This window comes from Salmonella sp. SJTUF15581 (assembly GCF_043356775.1).
GTDB classification, from domain to species: Bacteria; Pseudomonadota; Gammaproteobacteria; order Enterobacterales; family Enterobacteriaceae; genus Salmonella; species Salmonella enterica.
In genome coordinates, this window is record NZ_JBEUJY010000002.1 from 335,488 (window position 1) to 358,592 (window position 23,105).

Below are 23,105 nucleotides of genomic sequence, written 5' to 3' on the forward strand. Positions count from 1 at the left end.
AAGAGGTACTTTATGGCGCGTCGCCCGTTTTCCAGCCAGTCTCTGGTGCTGATTGTCATCGCTATTGCCATCAATATGATTGGCGGACAGCTTATTAGCATGTTGAAGCTGCCTATTTTTCTCGACTCGATCGGCACCTTAATTAGCGCGGTACTGTTAGGACCGTTCATCGGCATGTTGACTGGGCTTCTGACCAACTTGCTGTGGGGGCTGCTTACCGATCCTATCGCTGCCGCGTTTGCCCCGGTAGCGATGGTTATCGGTCTGGTCGCCGGGTGGCTGGCGCGCGCAGGCTGGTTTCGTACCCTGCCCAAAGTGATCGTCAGCGGGGTCGTCATTACGTTGGCGGTGACGCTGGTCGCCGTACCGCTTCGTACCGCGCTTTTTGGCGGCGTTACCGGTAGCGGCGCTGATTTGTTCGTCGCCTGGATGCATTCAATGGGCCAAAACCTGGTGGAGTCAGTCGCGATTACCGTCATAGGCGCTAATCTGGTCGATAAAATTCTGACGGCGATCATCGTTTGGGTGCTGCTGCGTCAGCTACCGTTACGTACGACACGGCATTTTCCTGCGATGTCAGCCGTACGCTAAATGCATCCGTTTACCTCGTTAACCTTATGGGCGCTGGCGGCCTGCACCACGCTGCTACTCCCTGCGCAGACCGTGCTCCCGGTTTATAGCGCGGCGGCCTTCCTCTGTCTGCTGGCGCTGAAATCAACGCGGCGGCGGGCGAAGTATGTCACCTGGCTGATGCTGTCTTTAGGGTTTGGGCTATGGCTGGTACATGGCGGTTGGCTAACGGAATGGATAAGCGGGCAGCCTCGCGATCCGCAGCGCTGGGTATATGCCGTTACGCTATGGCTACGCCTGCTGGCGATCGTGTCGACGTCGCAGCTATGGATGCAGTATGTGCCGGTTCAGCGGTTTATTCGCGCCCTGTTCGCTTCACGTCTGCCGCCCGGCATCGCTTACCTGTTCGCTGGCCCGCTGCTGGTCGTCGAACAGCTCAAACGACAACTGACGATCGTTCATGAAGCCCAGCGCGCGCGCGGCGTACCGCTGGATGAAGGCTGGTATCAGCGGCTACGGGCAATGCCTGCGCTGATCGTGCCGCTTACGCAAAATGCGCTTAACGATCTGACAATACGCGGCGCGGCGTTGGATATGCGGGGGTTTCGGCTGCATCGAGCCCGAACCACGCTGTGGGCGCCGAAAGATAGCGTGTTACAACGGGTTGCGCGGTATGGCATGGTACTGCTAATACTGGCGGAAGCGGGAGTATGGATATGGTTACGTTAGAGCAGTTTCGTTATCTTCCGTCCGATGCGACACGCCCGCCGGCATGTTTTGATTTCCACTATTCAACACCCGGAATAGTGGCGATAGTTGGCGATAACGGCAGCGGAAAAAGTACGCTGGCGCAACTGATGGCTGGCTGGTATCCGGATTATCTCCCCGGTGATATTGACGGCACAGGCTTACTGCTTGGCGTCCCTATCGGGCAGCTCCCGCTGGTAGAACAGTCGCCCACCATCCAGTTGGTGCAGCAATCGCCTTATTTACAGCTTTCCGGCTGTACCTTTAGCGTAGAGGAAGAGGTGGCGTTTGGCCCGGAGAATCTCGGCCTCCATGAAGCGGAGATTCTACGGCGCATTGACGAGGTGCTGACTCTGACAAACTGCCAGTCGTTACGCCATCGCCATCCCGGCACGCTCTCCGGCGGCGAAACGCAGCGGGTAGTGATTGCCAGCGCGCTTGCCATGCAGCCCAGATTATTAGTTCTTGATGAAGCCTTCAGTCGGCTGACGTCAGCGGCCACCGGGACGCTGCTGGAACGGTTACAACAGTGGGCGCTGGAACGTCATTCTCTCATTGTGCTTTTTGAGCGTAATCATTTCCCCTTTCTGACGCGATGCCAGCGGGTATGGCAATTGCGCGACGGAGCGCTAACCCCATTATGTTGACGTTAAATCAGGTCGCTTATCGTTGGCCGGATGCCGCAGCCGACTGTCTGCACGCCATCTCGCTTGAACTTCGTGACGGCGAATGGCTGGCGTTGACCGGCGATAACGGCGCGGGAAAATCAACGCTGTTACGGATTATGGCCGGCCTGCTTTCCCCCACTTCCGGCTCGGTAACGCTTAATGGAGAGCCGATTGCGCAGCTTAAAAATCGTCAACGCGCCGCCGCTATCGGCGTACTCTTTCAGGAAGCGGAAAACCAGATTTTCCACAGCAATGTCGCACAAGAGGTCGCTTTTGGGCTGAAACTACAACGCTTATCGGCGGAGGAAATTTCACGGCGCACGCAGGCCGCGCTGCGGTTATGCCAGCTAACGGACGTCGCCGAGGCGCACCCGCTTGATCTGCACGCCGCGCAGCGCCGGATGGTGGCGGTCGCCAGTCTGGAGGCGATGGCGCCGCCGGTGTTATTGCTGGATGAACCCAGCCGGGATTTTGACGCCCACTGGCTAACCGTATTTGAACACTGGCTGGCGACATGCCGGGCACGGGGAACCAGCGTCGTGGCGATTAGCCATGACGCTGCGTTTACCCGGCGTCATTTTTCACGGGTGGTACGGCTGCATAATGGCGCGATAACGCCGCGTAACATCATTAAGGACACGCCATCCGATATTCGCCCGTAGAGGTCATTTCCAGCATGAGATCGGCTGGCAGGCTACTTTCCAGCACCCGGCGCACATTTGGGCCGTCGGTGCGTTCATAAAAGGTTTCCGCCTCCGCCTGTGATAATCCTCCCGCCAGTTTACGTCCAATCAACCGGGCGCGTAAGGTTTCCGCCGGGGCGCGAATAAATAATGAGAAATCGCAAAACTCCGCTAACGCGCGCCATCTGTCGTCATCACGCAGGAGCCAGTTTCCTTCCACAATCACGATCGGCGCCGTGACCACAACAGCGTGTTCCACCGGGTCGTGCCGCTGTCGGTCGTACTGCGGCCAGGTCGCTTCGCCAGCCCGCACCAGACGCAGATTTTCCGCCAGCTTATCAACGTCAAAGGTTTCCGGCGCGCCTTTACAGGCACGTAAATGATGCGCCTCCAGCCAGCGGTTATAGTAATGAAAGCCATCCATGGGAAGCGTTTGAATTTCCGGCAGGCCAGCATCCTGACGAGAGAGATATTCCCAGAAGGTGGTCAGCGTGGATTTGCCTGTGCCGGGCGGCGCGCTAAGAAAAACGATGGTACGGCGCTCAGGTTTAGCGGCATGTATTTTAGCCAGTTGTTGCAGTAAGGGCTTGTGAACCTTCTCTATTTCATCATCATGATAATGTGCTTCAACGTGCAGCCCATTAACCGTTAATGCGATTTTCACGGCGTTAATTCCTTTAAAATTGTCGTTACCGCCAGCGCCATCGCCGTTTTGACCATACCGGTAAAGCGCACCTCAGACCACGCGGCGAAGTCGGCAAACTTCATCGACTCCAGCGCGCCATATAAGGGCGCATTACGGGTAATACAGTAAACGTTACTGATGAAGTCCCAGGTAATGTCGTCGGCAAAACCGGGAATCGCGTCCTGTTCATGCAGGTACTGATAAAACTGAGAAAAATGGGTGATGTCAGCGTAGAGCCATTTATCCATTTTCCCCAGCGCATAAATCAGACGTAATGCAACGTCGATATCGTCAAGCGGCCCGCTTTGGGCGAGTAACGGCTTCACTGCATATTCCACAATTTCTTCATCATTATCGACAAATAGCGACGGCAGAAAGCGCTTAATGCCCTGGAGCAAAATGTTATGTGCCGTCGTCATAAACGAAAGTAAATTATTTTGAGCATCCAGTTGCTCAAGCACATCGTCTTCTGTCAGCGTCGTCATTTGTGTCCCGATATACTCATCGTCTTTCAAGCTACAGGTGGGCGTGGACTTGCCACCGTCCTTTATCCTGAAAAGCCCAGAGTATATACCCTAAATAATTCGAGTTGCAGACAAGCGGCAAGAGAGAGAACCACCAGGAGCTTACATGAGTAAGTGACTGGTGTGAACGCGCGTCGCCAACGTACTTGCAACGTGAAGAATGACGGGGATAAGTCACCATGAATGCAGAGAGTCTATAATATTACACGTTCGATCTGCGCTACCGATCAGTAAAGTTTGCGTGCGCACACCGTTCGCAACCCGTTGGATCCCGTTAACCAGATCGCCGCCCGTAACGCCCGTCGCGCTAAAGAGAATGTCGTTACCGGCAGCCAGCTCGTCAAGGGAGTAGACACGGTTAACCGCAACGCCCATTTCTTCGCAGCGTTGACGCTCCTGTTGCGCCACCAGGCGGTTGTCAGCGTTGTCCCCTTTCGCTTCACAAAAGTCGAGCAGCTCCGCCTGCATATCACCGCCCAGCGCTTTTACCGCACAGGCGGAAATTACGCCTTCAGGCGCGCCGCCAATGGTATACATCAGATCATAAGGGTTATCCTGCAAACAGGTCAGGACGCTGGCCGCCACATCACCATCTGGGAGAGCGAATACCTTAACCCCAAGTTGCGTCGCCTGTGTAATGGCCGGTTTCAGCCGCGGTTTATCTAACGTGACCATACGCAGATCCTCCAGCGGCTTATTTAGCGCCCTGGCGACATTTCGCAGGTTATCGGTTAACGATAACGCCAGATTAATCACGCCTTTCGCCTGCCGATTTACAACCAGCTTTTTCATATACATATCGGGCGCATGTAACAAGCTGCCCCGGGGCGCAAACGCCATGACGGCCAGCGCATTACTTTGTCCCATGGCGACCATTCGGGTGCCTTCTATAGGATCGACGGCGATATCCACCTCCGGCCCCTCGCCGTTACCCACTTCCTCGCCAATCCACAGCATGGGCGCATGATCGATTTCCCCCTCGCCGATGACGATCCGCCCACGGATGGCGATATCATTAAATGCCTGTCGCATCGCGGTAACAGCCAGCCCATCAATTCTGTTCTTATCGCCGCATCCGGTTTGCGGCCAGGCAGCCAGTGCTGCCTGCTCCGTAATGCGAAATAGCGGCCATGCCAGAGACATCATGCCGCCTCCCCGATATCCACGCCAAATTGCGCCAGCAGGTATCTTTCCGCTTTTTCGTTCCAGATGCCGTGCGTCTCTTCAACCAGACGCGCCAGCTCCCTGAACAACGGATCCGTTTTTCCTTTTTCGGCGAAATCAGTAATCGCCGTCAGCGGCATGGTGACGCCGTTATAGATAAGCTTCTTACCGCCGGGAATATCCGGCAGGTTGAGTACGGTGTCCGGTACTGCATCCAGCCCACCAATATGCGTCACCATGAATGAAGGTTGGAGCTGTCCTGTTGCGCTTAACGTAATAGCCTCTTTCATATCATCCGTGGAGCCGCCGGATGTCCCTACGACATGAGTACTGTTGTAATGCACATTGTAAAAATTAAACGGTACCTTGAACTGGTTATCTGTCGGCCCGGCAAAGAAATTCAGGCAACCGTCTTCGGCGAGAAGATCGTCAGCCATTTCAACGACGGACGGAACGGCGGCATAAACAAAGACATCATCAAATCCTGCGCCATCGGTTAATGTCCGAAGTTGCGCAGCAGGATCAGCCATGCCCGCGGTATTCACATAGATAAGCTCAATGCCTTTCTCGGCGGCCTGTTTGACCGGCAGCAGTTTTTTCGCCTGCGCCAGGCGGGCTTCATCGATATCTACCACCACAACTCGCGCCGGCTGGATCCCGCCGTTAATGGCATAATCAATCGCGCCAATGCCCATCGGTCCGGCACAGGCCAGGAGCGCGATATTACCGCCGGGTTTGACTCCCATCCGATGTTCATAAACATAAGGTGTTGTATGGTAATTGGCGTTATAAGCGCCAATAATGCAGCACATCGGTTCCGCCAGCGATGCCGCGGCAAAATATGAGCCGTGATACGGTAAAACACAGCCCAGATTAATCGCTACTTCCGGGATTATCATGTACGTGGCGTTACCGCCAAAATATTCGTAACTGTAGCCAGCAGAATAACCGCTCGGCAGGCCCATCGCCGGTTGTAAAACAAAACGCTGTCCTTTTTTATATTTATCAGTCAGATTTTTTCCTACTTCGACGATAATTCCGGCACATTCATGACCCGTAATGACTGGATGATTTTCCAGGTCATCTGGCACTCGTTTATGTTCACTACCTAATAAAGCGGCTTTCCAGGTAGAGAGACATACGCTGTCGGAAATTACGCTTACGAGCAGTTCATTCTCCGTAATGTCAGGTAATTCAAACTCACGGATACGGACATCCCGCTTGCCATATATAGCAGCTACTTTCGTTTTCATATTTACTCCAGAAACCTGAAATATTAATTCGATGTCAAATGGTTAAATAAATCATCAAGACACGGATCGCCAATATAGTTTTTAATAAGTATTAAGGGCTTATCGCTGACTCGCTTAACCCGTCCTTCAAGGCTGGCGTGGGTAACGATAATATCGGCATCATCCGGTACATTTTCGATAGCGTAATGTTTAACGTCGATAGTCAGGCCCGCCTTTTCCAGACGTCGGCGGAACGTTGTGGCGCCCATTGCGCTGGAGCCCATCCCCGCATCGCAGACAAAGGCGATACGTTTCACGTCGCGATATGAAAATTTGCCTTCTTGCTTCATGGCTTTCACCGCTTTAGCGGAATCACTAAAAGTATCTTCGCTGTCGGCTTCGCTACTTTTTTCCATTTTCAAAATGAAAGCGGTGATAATAAAGGTCACTGCCGTTCCCGCCGTTACGCCAGCAATCGTAGCAAGGAAAGAACCTTTCGGCGTCAGCGCCAGGTAAGCGAAAATTGACCCCGGGCTTGGCCCTGCAACCAGGCCGCCATCCAGCAGGTTAAACACCCATGTTCCGCTCATCCCGCCGGCAATCATGGCGATGAGTGTTAATGGCTTCATCAGCACATAGGGGAAATAGAGCTCATGAATCCCCCCGAGGAAATGGATAATCATGGCGCCAGGCGCAGATTTCTTTGCCATTCCTTTGCCGAATAGCGTAAAGGCAAGCAGCAAACCTAAGCCAGGCCCCGGGTTAGAGGCCACCATAAAGAAAATGGACTTTCCGGTTTCCGACGCCTGTTGCATTCCCAACGGATAATAAACGCCCTGATCGATGGCATTGTTCAAAAAGAGGATTTTTGCCGGTTCATTGATTAAAGACAGCAGCGGCAGATAGCCCGCATGTACCAATGATTCAATACACTCCTTCACAAAGTTATTGGCAATAAGTACCGCCGGACCAATCACTTCAAAACCCAGCAGGCACAAAATCATCCCGGCGATACCCAGCGAGAAGTTATTAATCACCATCTCAAAACCGGCGGGAATCCGCTTCTCCAGCAACCGATCAATATATTTAATGACCAGACCGCCGAGAGGCCCCATAATCATTGAGCCAAGAAACATGGGGATATCAGCGCCGATGATAACGCCAATGGTGCCAATTCCCCCCATCACGGCGCCACGCTTTCCACCGACCAGATGTCCACCGGTAGAACCAATCATCACCGGCAGTAAATAAGTAATCATCGGGCCGACAATTTTGGCGAAATGCTCATTTGGCATCCATCCGGTTGGAATAAATAATGCAGTGATAAAACCCCAGGCAATAAAAGCGCCGATATTGGGAATGACCATCGCGGTCAAAAATCCCCCAAAAGCCTGGACCTTTGCACGAGCAGACTTGTGTTCCATATTAATATCCTGTAAAGGAGAGAATAATTATGCGCGAGCTATAATATCCGCCAGCTCTTTTTCTGATTTCGCAGCTAATAACGCCGCTAAAACATCCTCTTCACATAATAGTTCGCTTAACGCCTGAATAGCGCCAATATGTGAATCTGAATCTGCTGCTGACAGGCCGATTAATAATTTTATGCCGTCATCCTCGTCGGTAAACTGCACATCCTGCCTGAGCAATGTTAATGACATCCCGGTTTTTAACGCGCCGCATTCGGGGCGAGCATGAGGCATCGCGACACCAGGTGCCAGAATATAGTAAGGACCATTACTGATTGTTGAATCTTTGATAGCCTGAATATAATTTTCATTTATATAACGATTAGCCAAAAGAGATGACATGGAAAAATCAACAGCTTCCTGCCAATTTTGTGCCAATGGCCTTATTGTAATAGATGCTTCAGGAAAATAATCTATTAACCGCATAAACTATCCTTATTTTATTTTTAGGGTACAACCTGTCGTTAAAAATAAAATACGCGGGCGGCAAAATGAAATCAATCCAGGCGAAAAAGCGAGCGCTTAAAATGACATGATTATAATTTATCTATAAAACAACCTGTTATAATTATAAAAATAAAAAGCAAGCTTCATTTTGTGATGTTAATTGCAAATTCAATAAATAATAAAATATCAAAATTGTGATAAAAATCACAAATAAAGCCTTGTTAGCGATAAAATAAATGTATCTAAAAAAACGGGTCGCCGAAGCGACCCGTTTCATGCCGAATTAAGGATTACAGCAGCGCTTTCGCTTTGGCGATCACGTTGTCCACCGTGAAGCCAAACTCTTCAAACAGCAGCTCTGCCGGGGCGGATTCACCGAAGGTGGTCATCCCGACAATAGCGCCGTTCAGGCCGACGTATTTGAACCAGTAGTCAGCGATACCCGCTTCAATCGCCACACGCGCAGAGACCGCCTTCGGCAGCACGGATTCACGGTAAGCCGCATCCTGCTTGTCGAACGCGTCGGTGGACGGCATGGAAACCACGCGCGCCTTCACGCCTTCGGCAGTCAGTTTTTCGTAAGCGGCAACCGCCAGCTCAACCTCAGAACCGGTCGCAATGAAGATAATCTGCGGCTGGCCCGCACAATCTTTCAGTACGTAACCACCGCGGGCGATATTCGACAGTTGCTCTTCAGTACGTTCCTGCTGCGCCAGGTTCTGACGGGAGAGGATCAGCGCGGTTGGGCCATCCTGACGCTCTACGCCATATTTCCACGCCACCGCGGATTCCACCTGGTCGCACGGACGCCATGTGGACATGTTCGGCGTTACGCGCAGGCTTGCCACCTGCTCGACCGGCTGGTGCGTCGGGCCATCTTCGCCCAGACCGATGGAGTCGTGGGTGTACACCATCACCTGACGCTGTTTCATCAACGCTGCCATACGCACTGCGTTACGGGCATATTCGACGAACATCAGGAAGGTGGAGGTGTACGGCAGGAAACCGCCGTGCAGGGCGATACCGTTGGCGATAGCGGTCATACCGAATTCGCGCACACCGTAATGAATGTAGTTACCTGCGGCATCTTCGTTAATTGCTTTCGAACCGGACCACAGGGTCAGGTTAGACGGTGCCAGGTCAGCGGAGCCGCCGAGGAATTCCGGCAACAGCGGACCGAAGGCTTCGATGGCATTCTGGGACGCTTTGCGGCTGGCGATTTTCGCCGGGTTAGCCTGCAGTTTAGCGATGAATTCATTCGCTTTCGCATCGAAGTCAGCCGGCATGTCGCCTTTCATACGACGAGTGAATTCAGCAGCTTCCTGCGGGAAGGCTTTCTCATAAGCCGCGAATTTCTCATTCCATGCAGACTCTTTCGCCTGGCCGGCTTCTTTCGCATCCCACTGGGCGTAGATTTCAGACGGGATTTCGAACGGCGCGTATTTCCAGCCCAACTGTTCGCGGGTCAGCGCGATTTCCGCGTCGCCCAGCGGCGCGCCGTGGGAATCGTGGGTACCCTGTTTGTTCGGCGAACCGAAACCGATGATGGTTTTGCACATCAGCAGAGACGGTTTGTCAGTCACGGCGCGAGCTTCTTCCGTGGCGCGTTTAATGGCGTCGGCATCGTGACCGTCAATGCCACGGATAACGTGCCAGCCGTAGGCTTCAAAACGTTTCGCGGTGTCATCGGTGAACCAGCCTTCAACGTGACCATCGATAGAGATACCGTTGTCATCATAGAACGCGATCAGTTTGCCCAGTTTCAGAGTACCAGCCAGAGAGCACACTTCGTGAGAAATGCCTTCCATCATGCAGCCGTCGCCCATAAAGACGTAGGTGAAGTGGTCAACGATGTCGTGGCCAGGACGGTTAAACTGCGCCGCCAGAGTTTTCTCGGCAATCGCCATCCCGACGGCGTTGGCAATACCCTGCCCCAGCGGGCCAGTAGTGGTTTCAACGCCAGCGGTGTAGCCCACTTCCGGGTGACCCGGGGTTTTTGAATGTAGCTGACGGAAATTCTGCAGTTCGGACATCGGCAGGTCATAGCCGGTGAGGTGCAGCAGGCTGTAAATCAGCATTGAGCCGTGGCCATTGGACAGCACAAAGCGGTCGCGGTCGGCCCAGGACGGGTTGGCCGGGTTGTGGTTCAGGAAATCACGCCACAGGACTTCGGCAATGTCAGCCATACCCATCGGGGCACCCGGGTGACCGGACTTGGCTTTCTGTACTGCGTCCATGCTCAGCGCACGAATAGCATTGGCAAGCTCTTTACGTGAGGACATTTTGACTCCAGATCGGATGTTGAAAGGCCATGCCCGTAACGACTTGACGACAGCGCGTTTTGGGCTACGCCGGAAAATTTGCCAACAATTTACCCCAAGCCGCGCGTCATGTACATGGAACATCCTTTTACCGCTTCAGAAATCTCCGGATCGTGCTCGTATGTTGCGCAATTAGCTAACTTGCCTGCCATGCTTTTCTTTATACTTAACCCAGGCGCTAATTCATCTGCAACGGGCGCATTTCAAAATAATATTGATTCGTATGGAAGAGAAAAATGAAAATTCGCGCTTTACTGCTTGCTTTGGGCATGGCGACGGTGCTGACCGGTTGCCAGAATATGGACTCTAATGGACTGCTTTCTTCGGGCGCTGAAGCTTTTCAGGCCTATACGTTAAGCGATGCGCAGGTAAAAGCGTTGAGCGATCAATCCTGTCAAGAGCTCGACAGCAAAGCGAAAATCGCGCCGGCGAGCAGCGAATACACTAAACGACTGGCAAAAATTGCCGCCGCGCTGGGGGATAACATTAACGGCCAGCCGGTGAACTATAAGGTTTACGAGACGAAAGACGTCAACGCGTTTGCCATGGCGAACGGTTGTATCCGCGTCTACAGCGGACTGATGGATATGATGACCGACAACGAAGTTGAAGCCGTGATCGGCCATGAAATGGGCCATGTCGCGCTGGGTCATGTAAAGAAAGGGATGCAGGTCGCGCTGGGCACTAACGCCGTTCGTGTTGCGGCGGCATCGGCAGGAGGCGTTGTCGGCAGCCTGTCGCAATCACAGCTTGGCGATCTTGGCGAAAAACTGGTGAACTCGCAGTTCTCTCAGCGTCAGGAGTCCGAAGCGGATGATTATTCTTACGATCTGTTGCGCAAACGCGGTATCAGTCCGGCAGGACTCGCCACCAGCTTTGAGAAACTGGCAAAACTGGAAGCGGGTCGTCAAAGCTCGATGTTCGACGATCACCCGGCGTCCGCCGCACGCGCACAGCATGTGCGCGATCGTATGAGCGCGGACGGAATCAAATAACCCCCGAACAGTGCCGGATAAGCGCAGCGCCATCCGGCAAAACAACTTACTCGCCCTTCTTCGCCGCCTGGATATAGAGCATTTCTAATGCCAGCGTCGCGGCCGCCAGAGCGGTGATCTCCGACTGATCGTAAGCCGGCGCGACTTCCACTACATCCATACCGACAATGTTCAGATCTTTCAGACCGCGTACCAGTTTAATGGCGCGATCGGAGGTCAAACCACCGATCACCGGCGTACCGGTGCCAGGCGCAAACGCCGGGTCCAGACAGTCGATATCAAAGGTCAGATAGACCGGCATATCGCCGACGATCTGTTTCACCTGAGCGAGAATATCATCCACGCCGCGATCGTTGACCTGGCAGGCATCCAGCACGGTAAAGCCATTGTCTTTGTCAAACTCAGTGCGAATACCGATCTGTACCGAATGATGCGGATCGATCAGGCCTTCTTTCGGCGCGGTGTAGAACATCGTGCCGTGATCGAATTCGCAGCCGTTAGCGTAGGTATCGGTATGCGCGTCAAAATGTACCAGCGCCATTTTGCCAAAATGTTTCGCGTGGGCGCGCAGCAGCGGCAGCGTGACGAAGTGGTCGCCGCCGAAAGAGAGCATACGCTTGCCTGCAGACAGCAGTTTTTCAGCGTGCGCCTGTAATTTTTCGCTCATTTCACGGGCATCGCCAAACGCATACACCAAATCGCCGCAGTCCACGACGTTCAGGCGCTCGCGCATGTCAAAATTCCACGGGAAACGGTGATGTTCCCAGGCGAGGTTGGTCGACACCTGACGGATCGCCGCCGGGCCATGACGGCCGCCAGCGCGACCGGACGTTGCCATATCAAACGGTACGCCAGTGATCACCCAGTCGGCATCGCTGTCATACGGCTGGAAGTTCATTGGCAGACGTAAAAAACCAAACGCATTAGAAACCAGTGAGTTATCGTACTGATGACCTAAGGTGCTCATGGCAAAAACCTCTTCTTAGTCAATATAAAAAAACCCTCCCGCGTCGTTAGGCCCGACGAGGAAGGGTTTGAATTTGTTTACGGCTCAAAGTTTACTCTGACAGACCGCATTATTGAAGTCAGTTTAGCCAGGTACAGTAGACAACGCCCGAAAAAAATATATATCCAGCGCAAATCAGTAGGCTCATACGTCCATCGCGGTCAGTTAAGAGGCCTTAGGGATTTGCCGCTGTAAAAACTCAAGCACTAATGCGTAAAACAGCGGTGTTTTTCCTGGCGTCTGGAAAATGGCGTGACCGCTACCGGGAATGAGGGTCATCTCCGCCTGAGGCAGCAGCCGGTACAGCTCGGTAACTTCTTCAACGGTGAAAAATTCATCCCGGTCGCCGTCCAGTAATAGCACAGGAATGTGGATTTTTTTCACCTCTTCTTCCGTCAGCGATGTGGGCGTTGTCCACATTGGCCAGACACCTTTGAGGAACGTGCGCCAGTAGTCTTTTTGCTCTGGATGATGCATGTTCTGATAAAATTTAACCATCCCGGGCGCATCCGAAGCCATTTTATCCAGATCGCGATCCGTCAATTGCCCCTGAGGCATTCCTTTACCATAAAAAATTTCCATCCCCTGCATGTAATGGGTCGTAACAAAGCGATGCGTTGCGCCGCCGACGATAGCAGCGCGCGCTAGATCCGGGTATCGGCTGGTTAACTTCAGAACGACCATGCCGCCATCGCTGTAACCCATCACCAGCGGTTTTTCCAGCTTCAGCGCTTTAACAAAAGCCGCCATATCTTCCACCATCAGATCATAGCTAAACGTTCCTTGCGGGTTATTCGTCAATCCATGTCCACGACTGTCCGGCATGATGACGCGAAAATATCGAGATGCCTCTTTCGCTAATCCCTGCCAACTTTTCGCCGTCAGACCACCACCGTGAATCAACAGCAGCGGAGGCCCCTCGCCCTCTTCAACGTAATGAATTTTGATACCATTCGCTTCTACAAATTTATCTTTGTCCATCGTTGTTGCTGAAGCATTTATTAAAAATATAATATTGATAATAAAAATAAATGCGAATTTAAAAATATGATTCATAACACCTCGCCAATCACTTTTCGTGTAAAAGACCATATTATTCAGATTGAACAAAAAACAATATCAAAATCGATTCGTATCATTTTCACTTATTTACCGTGGAGACCCCGCATCATCTTTTTACAGAACGTAAAAAGCCTTTCCGCGATTAGCCTCAACGCGAAAAGGCTCTGAAGTCAGAAAAGTGCCACCTTATTCATTCTGGCTATAATTCAGGATGACTTGAAGGTCTCTTCCTGAATTGCATTTGGCGCTTTCTTTATTCCTTCGTCTGACAGGGCAAGCTTGACTCGCTAAATGCCGTGGCCGGAATTTTCACAATCGCTTTTTTAACCGGCGCAGGTTTACCACGCGTACAAAGCGGACGGTGGATCTGGTTGGGATAAAAAAGCGCGAAATCGCCAGGATTTAATGTAACGAACTGCTCATTAGCGACACATTCAGGAAAGATGATGTCATCAGGAAGATGCTCAAGCTCCTTTATCCTGGTATCAATTTTATTGGAATAGCCAATCTCCTCATAACCGCTTAGTAAAATCTGAACATCGATATATTTTTTATGAAGTTCAGCTTTGCGGTTTAACGAAGAGTGCGTTTCTCCTTCGCTTATCATAAGAAATGATTCCGGGAAAGAAAGTTCATATCTACCAGCAGGCTGGTCTTCAGCTATCTTCACCGCTTCGATGATAAGTTTTTTAATAATGTGGTTAACGTAAGGTAATAAAGTAAGCTGCTCTATATTTCCATATAGCATACTATAGTTATCCTAAATAATGGTCGTGATTATAATTATCAGCCAATCAGGTACTGGTAAATACCCTCAGCCACAGGAATACCTTCTTTTAAACATTTTTCTTTATAGGCGATTTGCGGATCGTTTGGCGCCAGCACTTTATCAACACCGGGCATCGGTTTTACAGCCCTTAGCTCATTGACCATTGTGCTCATTATTGAGGAAAACAGCGGATTGCCCAACATCTGCGGATCAATAACGATAACCAGACTCGCTAACTTGCGCATCTTGTCATAGTCGCCATACATCCGAACAATATGGTTGCTAAAGTTTGCCCCCATCAGGACGCCCGTGAGCGCATCAATCGCCAGGGCAATACCAGAACCTTTGTGTCCGCCAAAGGGCAGCAGATTTTCAATTTTATGCGGATCGGTAGTGATATGTCCCTCTTTATCCAGCGCCAGACCATGACCTATTGGTTTCCCGGTTTCTTTGGCGTGCAGAATTTTACCAAACGCAATGGCGCTGGTCGCCATATCGACGATCATCGGATGGCTGTCTTTAACGGGGAAGCCGAAGGCGATTGGGTTAGTCCCCAGAAAGCGCTCCGCGCCGCCATACGGCGCAACGCAGGTATCCGTTTGCGTCATGGCGATAGCCACCATTCCCTGGCTTGTCGCCTGCTCAATAAACCACGAGAGCGCGCCGCAGTGGGACGTATTTTTGACGCTGACGAAGCCCAGCCCCGTCTCTCTTGCCAGACTAATAGCGTGGTCTGTCGCCTTTATCAGCGCGCAGTGTCCCATTCCATCATCAGAGTCCAGAATAGCGACAGAAGGCGAAATCTGTTCGATGCTGAATGTTGCTTTTGGATTGAGCCCGCCTGCGTTCAGGCGGGTACAATAGTGCTCTACGCGAATAACGCCGTGGGAGTGAACGCCGGTAATATCGGCATGAACCAAAACGTCGGCTACCTGCTGCGCCGTTTGCGCGTCAAGGCCCGCCTGGGTGAGTTTATTAAACGCCAGCGCTTTCAATTCATTTTCTTTGACTAATATTGTTGACATAACTATCCCGCTATTAAAATTTGATAACGCCTTTAACCAATTTTTTGTTTTCTACCACGTTCTTCTGGTACTGGTTGCCAAACGTATAGAAATCGAATTCCTGGTTTTTCATCATTGTTTCGCTAATAGCGCCCTGAGCCATTAGCTCAATGACACATTCGAAGTCTTCCCGCGTCGCGTTACGGCTGCTCAATAGCGTGGTCTCTTTTTTATGGAAGGTCGGATCGTCAATGACGAGCTCGCCGATATACAGCCCGATGAAGACGATTTTTCCGCCGTGACGAATCAGATCGACAGCGCGGCTCATGGAGGATTTATTGCCGGTGGCATCAAGCACAGTGCCGGCTAATTCACCGGAGAAACAGGCTTTCAGCGCATCAATATAGTCGTCTGACGACGGATCGAGCGTTGCAACGCCTACCTTTTCGGCTACCAGACGACGGCGTTCGGCGTCAATATCAGCTACCGCGACGCGAGCGCCTTTGGCTTTTGCTATCGCGGCGGCGGCCAGCCCAATCGGCCCGGCGCCGACTACCACAATGTTTTGCTGCGGCTTCACGTCAGCGCGGCGTACTGCGTGGGCGCTGATGGCGAAACACTCAACCAGCGCGCCCGCGCTGTCGGTGAGGTTATCCGACAGTTCAACCAGATTTTGTTCACGAACGGCCAGATATTCGCTAAAGCCGCCGTCCTGGTGAACGCCATACAGCGAGACGTTCTCACAGCAGTTGGTTTTTCCTTCCCGGCAGGCTGCGCAAGCGCCGCAAGGAATACAGGGAATAACGCTATAGCGTTGGCCGACCTTCGCCGTGCTGCACGATTTACCCAACATTTCCGCCACGCCGCAAATTTCATGACCCAGCACGCGCGGATAGGCAAAAAAGGGCTGGCGGCCAGCAAACGCATGGATATCGGTGCCGCAAATACCAACCGCTTTAATTTTTAACAGTACTTCATCGTCTTTTAAATGAGGAATATCCCTTTCAATGTATTCGATATTTCCCGGATTATTACAGATAAGCGTTTTCATACTTAACCCTTTGAAGATAAACGGTGAATGGTGGCCGTGACGCCATGTAATTCAATATGGTTAAAGGCCTGCTGAATGTTGTTTAAAAAATCTGCGTTGTCGCCGGCCAGCGTTCCAAAGATGCTATTTATCTGCAGCAAAGACAGCGCTTGTTCCCATCGCGTGTTTTTATTTTTAATAGCCGCATTGAAGGTATCATTGAGCGGGTCGGCCACACTCTGCCCCTGAGAGAGGGTATTAATGACGTAATGGAGCCAGCCCGCAATCAGCGTCGCTAACGCCCTGCCCTTAACGCCGCGCGCCTGAAGCGTCAGATAAGGATCGACGGCCCGCTGAGGCAGCTTCTGAGAACCGTCCATCGCAATCTGTCCGGTCTTATGTTTAATGTTCGGGTTGCTGAATCGCTCAATGAGCAACTGCGCATATTGATGTACATCTACCGCCAAATTCGGGCGCAGCGATTTTGCCTGCTCTTCCGTCATTAAATGATGTACGGCGGTTTTAAAAGCGTCGTCTTCCATGCACTGATAGATAAACTCATATCCAGCCAGGCTGCCGTTATAGGCGAGAAACGAATGGCTGCCATTCAGCATACGAAGTTTCATTTCTTCATAGGGAAGCACGTCCGAGACGAACATCGCCCCTGCTTTATCCCAGTCAGGACGACCGGCAACAAAATTATCTTCGATAACCCACTGACGGAAATCCTCGCATACGATGCCGCAGGGATCGGCAAAACCGATCTGGTCTTTAATCATGTCAAATTGCTCTGGCGTCATTGCCGGCACGATGCGATCGACCATGGTGCCAGGAAAGGTGACATGCTTCGCTATCCAGGCCGCCAGTTGCGGATCGAGATTATCGGCAAACGTAACGATCGCCGTTTTGGTCAAATGACCGTTTTCCGGAATGTTATCGCACGACAGTACACTAAACGGGGGAAGCCCTTGCTGGCGGCGTATCCGTAGCGCTTCGACGATCAGTCCGAGTGCTGACCGGGGATGTTCAGGATCGGCAAGATCGTGTTTGATGAGCGGATGGCTGAGGTCGAGCGTTCTGGACCGCGGATCGGTGCAGTAACCTTTTTCCGTTATCGTCAACGAAACAATTTTTACCTGCGGCTCAGTCAGCTTCTCGATCGCCGCCTGAATACCTGACTTCGGCGTATGCAACGCGCCGGTGACGGTACGAACCAGGCGACTGTTGATGGCACTGGCTGACGTTTCCACCACTGAAAACAGCCCCTCTTGCGCATTTAGCGCATCCACCAGCTCCGCATCGCCGAACAGATTTAGTTCAAAAATCCCCCAGCGGTTGCCGGTTATCTCATTCGTGAGATCGTTATAAACAGCCTGGTGACCACGGTGAAAGGCGCCAAATCCAATATGTACGATGTTGGCTTCCATTCCCTGACGTGAATAAGTCGTTTTGAATTGGTGCCTTGCGGCGTCTAACTGGCGAGCTATGGTGTCCATGAATTTTTCCCACTCCTGTTTTGTTTACCAATTCTGCTTAAACACCATACCAAAATCCGTGAATATGATCACACTCATGGCACCAGATTCTTTACCCTGGTATGCTGACTAATAGCCAATAAATAAAAATAATTTATTTATCAATTGGTTATAAAATGCACTTGTCAGGATAAATTTTACGATTCACAAAAGCGTGATTTTGATTAGATAAATCGGCCACGAATTGGCACCACCCACACAACCAGCAATCATTAAACACCATGAAAAACAATACCTTATTGAATAACACGCCCGCTGCGAGCGTATATATCACGCATGATTGGTTCAATAATCACCCGAAATACAGCAAACCAAACCTGATAATTTGTCTAGTGAATTAATGAGCTCAATTTATTATCAGCATCAACGTTAACCTAAGAACATCAGTTACGGTTTTGATCATCCGGGTCGCTGCTAAAGCGATGAGGAGTAAGCCGCCTTTAGACGTAATTGGCAAATTAATCCATTGATTGAACACAGGAAAAAATTGATGAAGACGCAGATTAGGTACGTTGAAACAAAGCTTTCAAAGCCCCTCTGGCCGAGGTCTTAGTTGACGCGAAACATGGCATAATAGCCATTTCGAACTGGTAACCACGACGATTACGCTGGAAGACGGTTCAACTGGCACCGGATATTCCTATACCGGCGGAAAGGGAGGGTATGCAATTAAAGCGATGATCGATCACGATCTTGCCCCGGTACTGTCAGGGAAAGAGGCGCTGCGATTGACGATATCTATGACTTTATGGAATAGCATATTCACTATATGGGTTGCGGAGGCATCGCGTCGTTTGCGATGTCTGCGGTGGATATCGCCCTTTGGGATTTGAAAGGCAAACGTGAAAAACTGCCGCTGTGGAAAATGGTTGGTTGAAGGCGGCGCGTCTGTCGACGAATGGCGGTCGTTTGGTATGCTCGCTCGGTATGCAGGAATTACACGTCAGACTGGTTTCCGCATTCGAGACTGGCTGACTGGAGGTTCACAGTTTCCCGATCGATCAATATACCAAACATCCGCTGGTGGTCGACAATTATCGCGCCGTGGCACCGGACACCTACGGCATTGGCGTAGAGTTTGACTGGGATAAGCTGAGCGTTTACGAAGCCTGATTCCCTCTCTCCGGGTTTGTTTTTGGCGGCAGGCCCGGTTAATCGCTGACAAAAATGTCATCCGCCTGAAAATAGCCGTCAGGTGGCGAAGAAAAAATCATCAAAATCTTCCAGCGAATCATCCTGTTGGAAGATTTTTACCAGCTCATTTTTACTGTTTTCAAGATGGGTCCACGAAGCCTGTCTGGCCTGCTCAGCATCGCGTTTTTGCAATGCAAGGAAGATACTACGGTGATCTTCCACCCATTTCATTCTTAACTCTTTCTTATGTAAATACTTATAGTTTAACTGCTTCCAGCGCGGATTTTCGGTCCTGACAGCCCGCCACAGCTCGGCAGATTGTTTCATTAATACACGATTTTGCGTGGATTCCGCGATGATATTGTGGAACTGGCGATCCAGTTCTTCAAATTTGTCGCTGTCGCCGCCAATCTGCTTTTCCTGCTGCTCAATAATACGTTTAAGCTGCTTAAGTTCATTAAATCTTATCTGCGTAGCGGCAAAACCGGTGATGTTGCTTTCGATGACCTGCCGGGCCTGTAGCAATTCAAAGGGGCCAATGTCTGAGTAAGGCAAGAGCGCTTTTTGATTGATTTTCTCCAGACTATCAATAAAGTAAGTGCCTGCGCCTTGCTTAACCTCTACCACTCCCTTCAGCTCAAGCATAATAATCGCCTCACGAATCGTCGTGCGGCTGGTTTGAAAACGCTCGCTGAGTTCTCTCTCCGCCGGAAGTCGCTCGCCAGCTTTAAATACCCCTGAATAGAGTAGTTCTTCTATTTGCAGCCCTATATCAAAATAGCGCCGCTTGGTTAAAATTTGTTCCATGCACATACCTATGTAGACAGCAATTGCTCCACTTGAGGGTAGTGTAAACAAATCCTAATGTTTATGGTAAACAATTTCCCTGCCAGAGAGTGGTCGTTTCTTTCCCGCAACCTACGGCTATGCGCGTCACACAGTCCTTCCCCACCAGACTCGGCAGGAAAGGCGCTGATTCCCATAACGCATATTTGACGTTTGATGCCGGGTTTATTTGCGGCAGGGCGGCGGCGCATACCCGTTGTTGTCCGCCGGGAAAGCCTGCGAGGAACAAGGCGGTAGCGTATTTGTTGCTTTACCCTGCAATGCAAAAGCGGCAAAGCCGATGACGCCGATGTTGCGTACATCGCCCTGCGCGGAGTGGGCCGCATAAGCGTCAGCTACGTCGGCGAACTGGAATGCCGCCTCAGTGTGTTTATCTTTGCGAAACCCTTTAATCGCCAGTGAGTCGCCGGCGTTAACAATATAGCCATGATGATTCAGCGAGCCTGCTTTTCCGTTCAACACGTCCAGGCCATCAACCGTTGCGACGATTTCGTAATTGGTATCATGACTGTAATTACGGATATATAACTGATAGTTCATCCCTGATCTTGCAGGAATACTATATTGCCATTGTCCCATTGATGCGTTGTAGCGACGAGTAATTGGAATCGAATTAAAATTAGCGTCGCGCACAGCATATTCAAGATCGCTGATACGTATACTATAAACTTTATCGTAACCTGACGGATATTGAGTGGAGTAATTTATTACCACCATTTCGGCAGGCTCTCGATCGGCACGTTCTACCGAAACGCTTTGTACCGATGAATGCACGTCGCCGCCCCAGGCGGTGCCGACGTCGGATGAAGAGCCATTATTAGATTGCATTCCGCTGGAACAGCCGCCTAACAGCAAAAACAAGCCAACAATGACGGCGTTAAATTTATTCATACTCACACCCCTTTTTAATTATTAGGGGGATTGTAGGCCCATAAAATTACATAGAGAAGCGACGCGCTGATAATTAAGAATTTATAAAATATAAAAGGGTCGATTTAAATAATTAAATCGACCCACAAGCGGAATACTCTTAATTACTCATCTTCAAGATAAGTATAACCGTACAGTCCCGCTTCAAATTCCTCAAGGAACTGCTGCTGCAACGCATCGTCCAGATCCGTCTGTTTTACCTGGTCGCGGAAATGCGTTAACAGCGTTTTCGGGTCCAGTTGTACATATTGCAGCATATCCGCAACGGTATCGCCTTCGTCCGACAGCTCAACCTCGACGCTACCATCCGGGAAGACAAACACGTCAACCGCTTCAGTATCGCCAAACAGGTTGTGCATGTTACCGAGGATCTCCTGATAGGCGCCGACCATAAAGAAGCCGAGCATCGGTGGATTCTCTGGATCGTATTCCGGCATCGGCATCGTCGTGGCGATACCGTCGCCATCGATATAGTGGTCAATAGCGCCATCGGAATCACAGGTTATATCCAGCAGCACGGCACGACGTTCCGGTACCTGATCTAACCCTTCCAGCGGCAGCACCGGAAAGAGCTGATCGATTCCCCACGCGTCCGGCATCGACTGGAACAGCGAGAAGTTGACGTACATTTTGTCCGCCATCCGCTCTTGCAGTTCGTCGATAATCGGGCGATGCGCACGGTTTTGCGGGTCCAGTTGCTTCTGCACTTCATGGCACATGCTGAGATAAAGTTGCTCCGCCCAGGCGCGCTCCTGCAAACTAAACGCGCCGGAAGAGTAGCCGATATGAATATCGTGCAGATCCATTTGGCTATCATGCAGCCATTCACGCAGCGAGCGGCGGGTGCCAGGCTTATGCATCTCCTGCCAGGTTTCCCACAGATTTTGCAGCGCGCGCGGCGCATCTTCAGCAGGGGCAGTCGGATCCGTGTATTCGTTACGCTCCACGCCGATAATGTTAGAGACCAGTACCGTATGGTGCGCAGTGACGGCGCGGCCAGACTCGGTAATCACCGTCGGATGCGGTAAACCATGCTCTTCGCAGGCATCGCCAATCGCCCAGATGATGTTATTGGCATATTCGTTCAGGCCATAGTTCACCGAACAGTCGGACTGCGAGCGGGTACCTTCATAATCCACGCCCAGACCGCCGCCCACGTCGAAGCACTGGATATTAACGCCCAGCTTATGCAGCTCAACATAGAAACGCGCGGACTCGCGCACGCCGGTCGCGATATCGCGAATGTTCGCCATCTGCGATCCCAGGTGGAAGTGCAACAGTTGCAGACTGTCCAGACGCCCGGCGTCACGCAGGGTCTCCACCAGTTGCAGCACCTGGGTCGCCGCCAGGCCGAATTTTGATTTTTCGCCGCCGGAGGATTGCCACTTACCGGACCCCTGAGAGGCCAGACGCGCACGCACGCCCAGACGAGGAACCACGTTCAGGCGCTCAGCTTCTTCCAGCACAATCGCGATTTCAGACATCTTTTCGATGACCAGATAAACCTTATGGCCCATCTTCTCGCCAATCAACGCCAGCCGAATGTATTCACGGTCTTTATAACCATTACAGACGATCACGCTACGGGTCATGCCGGCATGCGCCAGCACCGCCATCAATTCCGCTTTCGACCCCGCTTCCAGCCCCAACGGTTCACCGGAATGGATAAGGGACTCGATCACGCGGCGATGCTGATTGACCTTAATAGGGTAAACGAGGAAGTAGTCGCCGTTATAACCGTAAGATTCACGCGCACGCTTAAACGCCGCGTTAATTGAACGCAAACGGTGTTGCAGGATCTGCGGGAAGCAGAACAGCGCCGGCAGACGCTGGCCTTGCGCTTCGCGCGCTTTCACCAGTTTGGCAAGATCGACACGCGCTTCCGGTACGTCGGGATCGGGGCATACGCTAATATGGCCCAGCTCGTTGACGTCGTAGTAGTTATTGCCCCACCAGGCAATATTGTAAGTGCGCAGCATCTTGCTGGCTTCCTGGGAGCTCATTGCAACCTCCTGCATGGAGCGTAGTACACCCTGTTCGCCTGCTGACGAAGGCGAACCCATAGACATGTCGTCAGACATAGCGAACCTCAATTTTTATTAGCAAGTGTAAAACAGTTGACTACTATCGCAATCCGAAGACGCGATAACAACCCATAGACAAGCGGATTTTCCAGCAGATAGCGCTGATGCTCCGCCTGCGCGACCGGTTTCTTTTTCATATCATTGTAAACACGTAACCGAACTCACAGATAACGGTTCGGCGAAACCACGAGAAAACTCTT

Annotated in this window: 23 protein-coding genes; 6 read left to right on the forward strand and 17 right to left on the reverse strand. The window is 51.4% G+C overall.

Annotated features, from left to right (window positions below; genetic code table 11):
• Positions 1-12: 12 nt before the first annotated feature.
• Genes ABVN36_RS05075 through ABVN36_RS05090 form a run of 4 tightly spaced genes read left to right on the forward strand, consistent with a single transcriptional unit; the run spans position 13 to position 2,647 of the window.
• Positions 13-591, forward strand: a complete 579-nt coding sequence (locus ABVN36_RS05075; RefSeq protein ID WP_000124001.1) for an ECF transporter S component — start codon at positions 13-15, stop codon at positions 589-591.
• A complete protein-coding gene (locus ABVN36_RS05080; RefSeq protein ID WP_023138762.1) occupies positions 592-1,299 on the forward strand; it encodes an energy-coupling factor transporter transmembrane component T in 708 nt (235 codons plus the stop codon). It begins immediately after the preceding gene.
• Positions 1,287-1,964 (forward strand): ABC transporter ATP-binding protein, encoded by a 678-nt coding sequence (locus ABVN36_RS05085; protein WP_023138761.1) that lies wholly within the window; start codon positions 1,287-1,289, stop codon positions 1,962-1,964. The genes ABVN36_RS05080 and ABVN36_RS05085 overlap by 13 nt, the downstream gene beginning before the upstream one ends.
• Positions 1,958-2,647 (forward strand): energy-coupling factor ABC transporter ATP-binding protein, encoded by a 690-nt coding sequence (locus ABVN36_RS05090; protein WP_000956926.1) that lies wholly within the window; start codon positions 1,958-1,960, stop codon positions 2,645-2,647. The genes ABVN36_RS05085 and ABVN36_RS05090 overlap by 7 nt, the downstream gene beginning before the upstream one ends.
• On the opposite strand, the gene ABVN36_RS05095 is transcribed toward ABVN36_RS05090, so the two are convergent.
• The 7 genes from ABVN36_RS05095 to tkt form a co-directional block, all read right to left on the reverse strand.
• Positions 2,616-3,332 (reverse strand): nucleoside/nucleotide kinase family protein, encoded by a 717-nt coding sequence (locus ABVN36_RS05095; RefSeq protein WP_000684838.1) that lies wholly within the window; start codon positions 3,330-3,332, stop codon positions 2,616-2,618. The two genes, ABVN36_RS05090 and ABVN36_RS05095, sit on opposite strands and share 32 nt — an antisense overlap.
• Positions 3,329-3,838: an MltR family transcriptional regulator gene (locus ABVN36_RS05100; RefSeq protein WP_023138760.1), complete on the reverse strand. Its 510-nt coding sequence runs from the start codon at positions 3,836-3,838 to the stop codon at positions 3,329-3,331. Before ABVN36_RS05100 ends, ABVN36_RS05095 begins: the two co-directional genes overlap by 4 nt.
• Before the next feature lie 213 nt (positions 3,839-4,051).
• A complete protein-coding gene (glpX, locus tag ABVN36_RS05105) occupies positions 4,052-5,023 on the reverse strand; it encodes a class II fructose-bisphosphatase (protein WP_023138759.1) in 972 nt (323 codons plus the stop codon).
• Positions 5,020-6,294, reverse strand: coding sequence for a zinc-binding dehydrogenase (locus ABVN36_RS05110; protein ID WP_023138758.1), 1,275 nt, complete (start codon positions 6,292-6,294; stop codon positions 5,020-5,022). Before ABVN36_RS05110 ends, glpX begins: the two co-directional genes overlap by 4 nt.
• A gap of 23 nt (positions 6,295-6,317) precedes the next feature.
• Positions 6,318-7,697 carry a PTS mannitol transporter subunit IICB gene (locus tag ABVN36_RS05115; RefSeq protein ID WP_000400411.1) on the reverse strand — a complete coding sequence of 460 codons (1,380 nt, stop codon included), beginning with the start codon at positions 7,695-7,697 and terminating at the stop codon, positions 6,318-6,320.
• Between the two features lie 27 nt (positions 7,698-7,724).
• Positions 7,725-8,168, reverse strand: a complete 444-nt coding sequence (gene cmtB / locus ABVN36_RS05120; RefSeq protein ID WP_001518319.1) for a PTS mannitol transporter subunit IIA — start codon at positions 8,166-8,168, stop codon at positions 7,725-7,727.
• Between the two features lie 311 nt (positions 8,169-8,479).
• Positions 8,480-10,471: a transketolase gene (gene tkt / locus ABVN36_RS05125; RefSeq protein WP_023138757.1), complete on the reverse strand. Its 1,992-nt coding sequence runs from the start codon at positions 10,469-10,471 to the stop codon at positions 8,480-8,482.
• Between the two features lie 275 nt (positions 10,472-10,746).
• Here tkt and ABVN36_RS05130 point away from each other — a divergent pair, with 275 nt between their 5' ends.
• Positions 10,747-11,505, forward strand: coding sequence for a M48 family metallopeptidase (locus tag ABVN36_RS05130; protein ID WP_000701830.1), 759 nt, complete (start codon positions 10,747-10,749; stop codon positions 11,503-11,505).
• A gap of 46 nt (positions 11,506-11,551) precedes the next feature.
• Here ABVN36_RS05130 and speB read toward each other — a convergent pair whose 3' ends face one another.
• The 6 genes from speB to ABVN36_RS05160 form a co-directional block, all read right to left on the reverse strand.
• The gene (gene speB / locus ABVN36_RS05135) at positions 11,552-12,472 is read right to left on the reverse strand and encodes an agmatinase (RefSeq protein ID WP_000105550.1); all 921 of its coding nucleotides are present in this window, start codon (positions 12,470-12,472) and stop codon (positions 11,552-11,554) included.
• A 204-nt stretch (positions 12,473-12,676) separates the two neighbouring features.
• Positions 12,677-13,603: an alpha/beta fold hydrolase gene (locus ABVN36_RS05140; protein WP_077908637.1), complete on the reverse strand. Its 927-nt coding sequence runs from the start codon at positions 13,601-13,603 to the stop codon at positions 12,677-12,679.
• Positions 13,604-13,826: 223 nt separating this feature from the next.
• On the reverse strand, positions 13,827-14,321 hold the full coding sequence (locus ABVN36_RS05145; RefSeq protein ID WP_000965537.1) for a YhcH/YjgK/YiaL family protein: 495 nt from the start codon (positions 14,319-14,321) through the stop codon (positions 13,827-13,829).
• Positions 14,322-14,359: 38 nt separating this feature from the next.
• A complete protein-coding gene (locus tag ABVN36_RS05150) occupies positions 14,360-15,367 on the reverse strand; it encodes an Ldh family oxidoreductase (RefSeq protein WP_000104231.1) in 1,008 nt (335 codons plus the stop codon).
• 13 nt (positions 15,368-15,380) lie between these two features.
• The gene (locus ABVN36_RS05155) at positions 15,381-16,397 is read right to left on the reverse strand and encodes a zinc-binding alcohol dehydrogenase family protein (protein WP_000853913.1); all 1,017 of its coding nucleotides are present in this window, start codon (positions 16,395-16,397) and stop codon (positions 15,381-15,383) included.
• Between the two features lie 2 nt (positions 16,398-16,399).
• Complete coding sequence (locus tag ABVN36_RS05160) at positions 16,400-17,872, reverse strand: mannitol dehydrogenase family protein (protein WP_023138755.1); 1,473 nt, start codon at positions 17,870-17,872, stop codon at positions 16,400-16,402.
• An 838-nt stretch (positions 17,873-18,710) separates the two neighbouring features.
• Here ABVN36_RS05160 and ABVN36_RS05165 point away from each other — a divergent pair.
• Complete coding sequence (locus ABVN36_RS05165; RefSeq protein ID WP_269462349.1) at positions 18,711-18,788, forward strand: hypothetical protein; 78 nt, start codon at positions 18,711-18,713, stop codon at positions 18,786-18,788.
• Positions 18,789-19,102: 314 nt separating this feature from the next.
• Here ABVN36_RS05165 and ABVN36_RS05170 read toward each other — a convergent pair whose 3' ends face one another.
• From ABVN36_RS05170 to yqgB, 4 genes are all read right to left on the reverse strand, one after another.
• A complete protein-coding gene (locus ABVN36_RS05170; RefSeq protein WP_001576357.1) occupies positions 19,103-19,903 on the reverse strand; it encodes a FadR/GntR family transcriptional regulator in 801 nt (266 codons plus the stop codon).
• A 153-nt stretch (positions 19,904-20,056) separates the two neighbouring features.
• Positions 20,057-20,788: a hypothetical protein gene (locus ABVN36_RS05175; protein WP_077908636.1), complete on the reverse strand. Its 732-nt coding sequence runs from the start codon at positions 20,786-20,788 to the stop codon at positions 20,057-20,059.
• A gap of 137 nt (positions 20,789-20,925) precedes the next feature.
• Positions 20,926-22,902, reverse strand: a complete 1,977-nt coding sequence (gene speA, locus ABVN36_RS05180) for a biosynthetic arginine decarboxylase (protein WP_001278580.1) — start codon at positions 22,900-22,902, stop codon at positions 20,926-20,928.
• A gap of 8 nt (positions 22,903-22,910) precedes the next feature.
• Positions 22,911-23,042 carry an acid stress response protein YqgB gene (gene yqgB / locus ABVN36_RS05185; RefSeq protein ID WP_000729109.1) on the reverse strand — a complete coding sequence of 44 codons (132 nt, stop codon included), beginning with the start codon at positions 23,040-23,042 and terminating at the stop codon, positions 22,911-22,913.
• Between the last annotated feature and the right edge of the window lie 63 nt (positions 23,043-23,105).

What these genes read in the sequence shown, in the direction of transcription:
- ABVN36_RS05075 (WP_000124001.1), top strand. Translation starts at nt 13, where the DNA reads ATGGCGCGTCGCCCGTTTTCCAGCCAGTCTCTGGTGCTGATTGTCATC.
- ABVN36_RS05080 (WP_023138762.1), top strand. Translation starts at nt 592, where the DNA reads ATGCATCCGTTTACCTCGTTAACCTTATGGGCGCTGGCGGCCTGCACC.
- ABVN36_RS05085 (WP_023138761.1), top strand. Translation starts at nt 1,287, where the DNA reads ATGGTTACGTTAGAGCAGTTTCGTTATCTTCCGTCCGATGCGACACGC.
- ABVN36_RS05090 (WP_000956926.1), top strand. Translation starts at nt 1,958, where the DNA reads ATGTTGACGTTAAATCAGGTCGCTTATCGTTGGCCGGATGCCGCAGCC.
- ABVN36_RS05100 (WP_023138760.1), bottom strand. Translation starts at nt 3,838, where the DNA reads ATGACGACGCTGACAGAAGACGATGTGCTTGAGCAACTGGATGCTCAA.
- glpX (WP_023138759.1), bottom strand. Translation starts at nt 5,023, where the DNA reads ATGATGTCTCTGGCATGGCCGCTATTTCGCATTACGGAGCAGGCAGCA.
- ABVN36_RS05110 (WP_023138758.1), bottom strand. Translation starts at nt 6,294, where the DNA reads ATGAAAACGAAAGTAGCTGCTATATATGGCAAGCGGGATGTCCGTATC.
- ABVN36_RS05115 (WP_000400411.1), bottom strand. Translation starts at nt 7,697, where the DNA reads ATGGAACACAAGTCTGCTCGTGCAAAGGTCCAGGCTTTTGGGGGATTT.
- cmtB (WP_001518319.1), bottom strand. Translation starts at nt 8,168, where the DNA reads ATGCGGTTAATAGATTATTTTCCTGAAGCATCTATTACAATAAGGCCA.
- tkt (WP_023138757.1), bottom strand. Translation starts at nt 10,471, where the DNA reads ATGTCCTCACGTAAAGAGCTTGCCAATGCTATTCGTGCGCTGAGCATG.
- ABVN36_RS05130 (WP_000701830.1), top strand. Translation starts at nt 10,747, where the DNA reads ATGAAAATTCGCGCTTTACTGCTTGCTTTGGGCATGGCGACGGTGCTG.
- speB (WP_000105550.1), bottom strand. Translation starts at nt 12,472, where the DNA reads ATGAGCACCTTAGGTCATCAGTACGATAACTCACTGGTTTCTAATGCG.
- ABVN36_RS05140 (WP_077908637.1), bottom strand. Translation starts at nt 13,603, where the DNA reads ATGGTCTTTTACACGAAAAGTGATTGGCGAGGTGTTATGAATCATATT.
- ABVN36_RS05145 (WP_000965537.1), bottom strand. Translation starts at nt 14,321, where the DNA reads ATGCTATATGGAAATATAGAGCAGCTTACTTTATTACCTTACGTTAAC.
- ABVN36_RS05150 (WP_000104231.1), bottom strand. Translation starts at nt 15,367, where the DNA reads ATGTCAACAATATTAGTCAAAGAAAATGAATTGAAAGCGCTGGCGTTT.
- ABVN36_RS05155 (WP_000853913.1), bottom strand. Translation starts at nt 16,397, where the DNA reads ATGAAAACGCTTATCTGTAATAATCCGGGAAATATCGAATACATTGAA.
- ABVN36_RS05160 (WP_023138755.1), bottom strand. Translation starts at nt 17,872, where the DNA reads ATGGACACCATAGCTCGCCAGTTAGACGCCGCAAGGCACCAATTCAAA.
- ABVN36_RS05165 (WP_269462349.1), top strand. Translation starts at nt 18,711, where the DNA reads ATGTCTGCGGTGGATATCGCCCTTTGGGATTTGAAAGGCAAACGTGAA.
- speA (WP_001278580.1), bottom strand. Translation starts at nt 22,902, where the DNA reads ATGTCTGACGACATGTCTATGGGTTCGCCTTCGTCAGCAGGCGAACAG.
- yqgB (WP_000729109.1), bottom strand. Translation starts at nt 23,042, where the DNA reads ATGAAAAAGAAACCGGTCGCGCAGGCGGAGCATCAGCGCTATCTGCTG.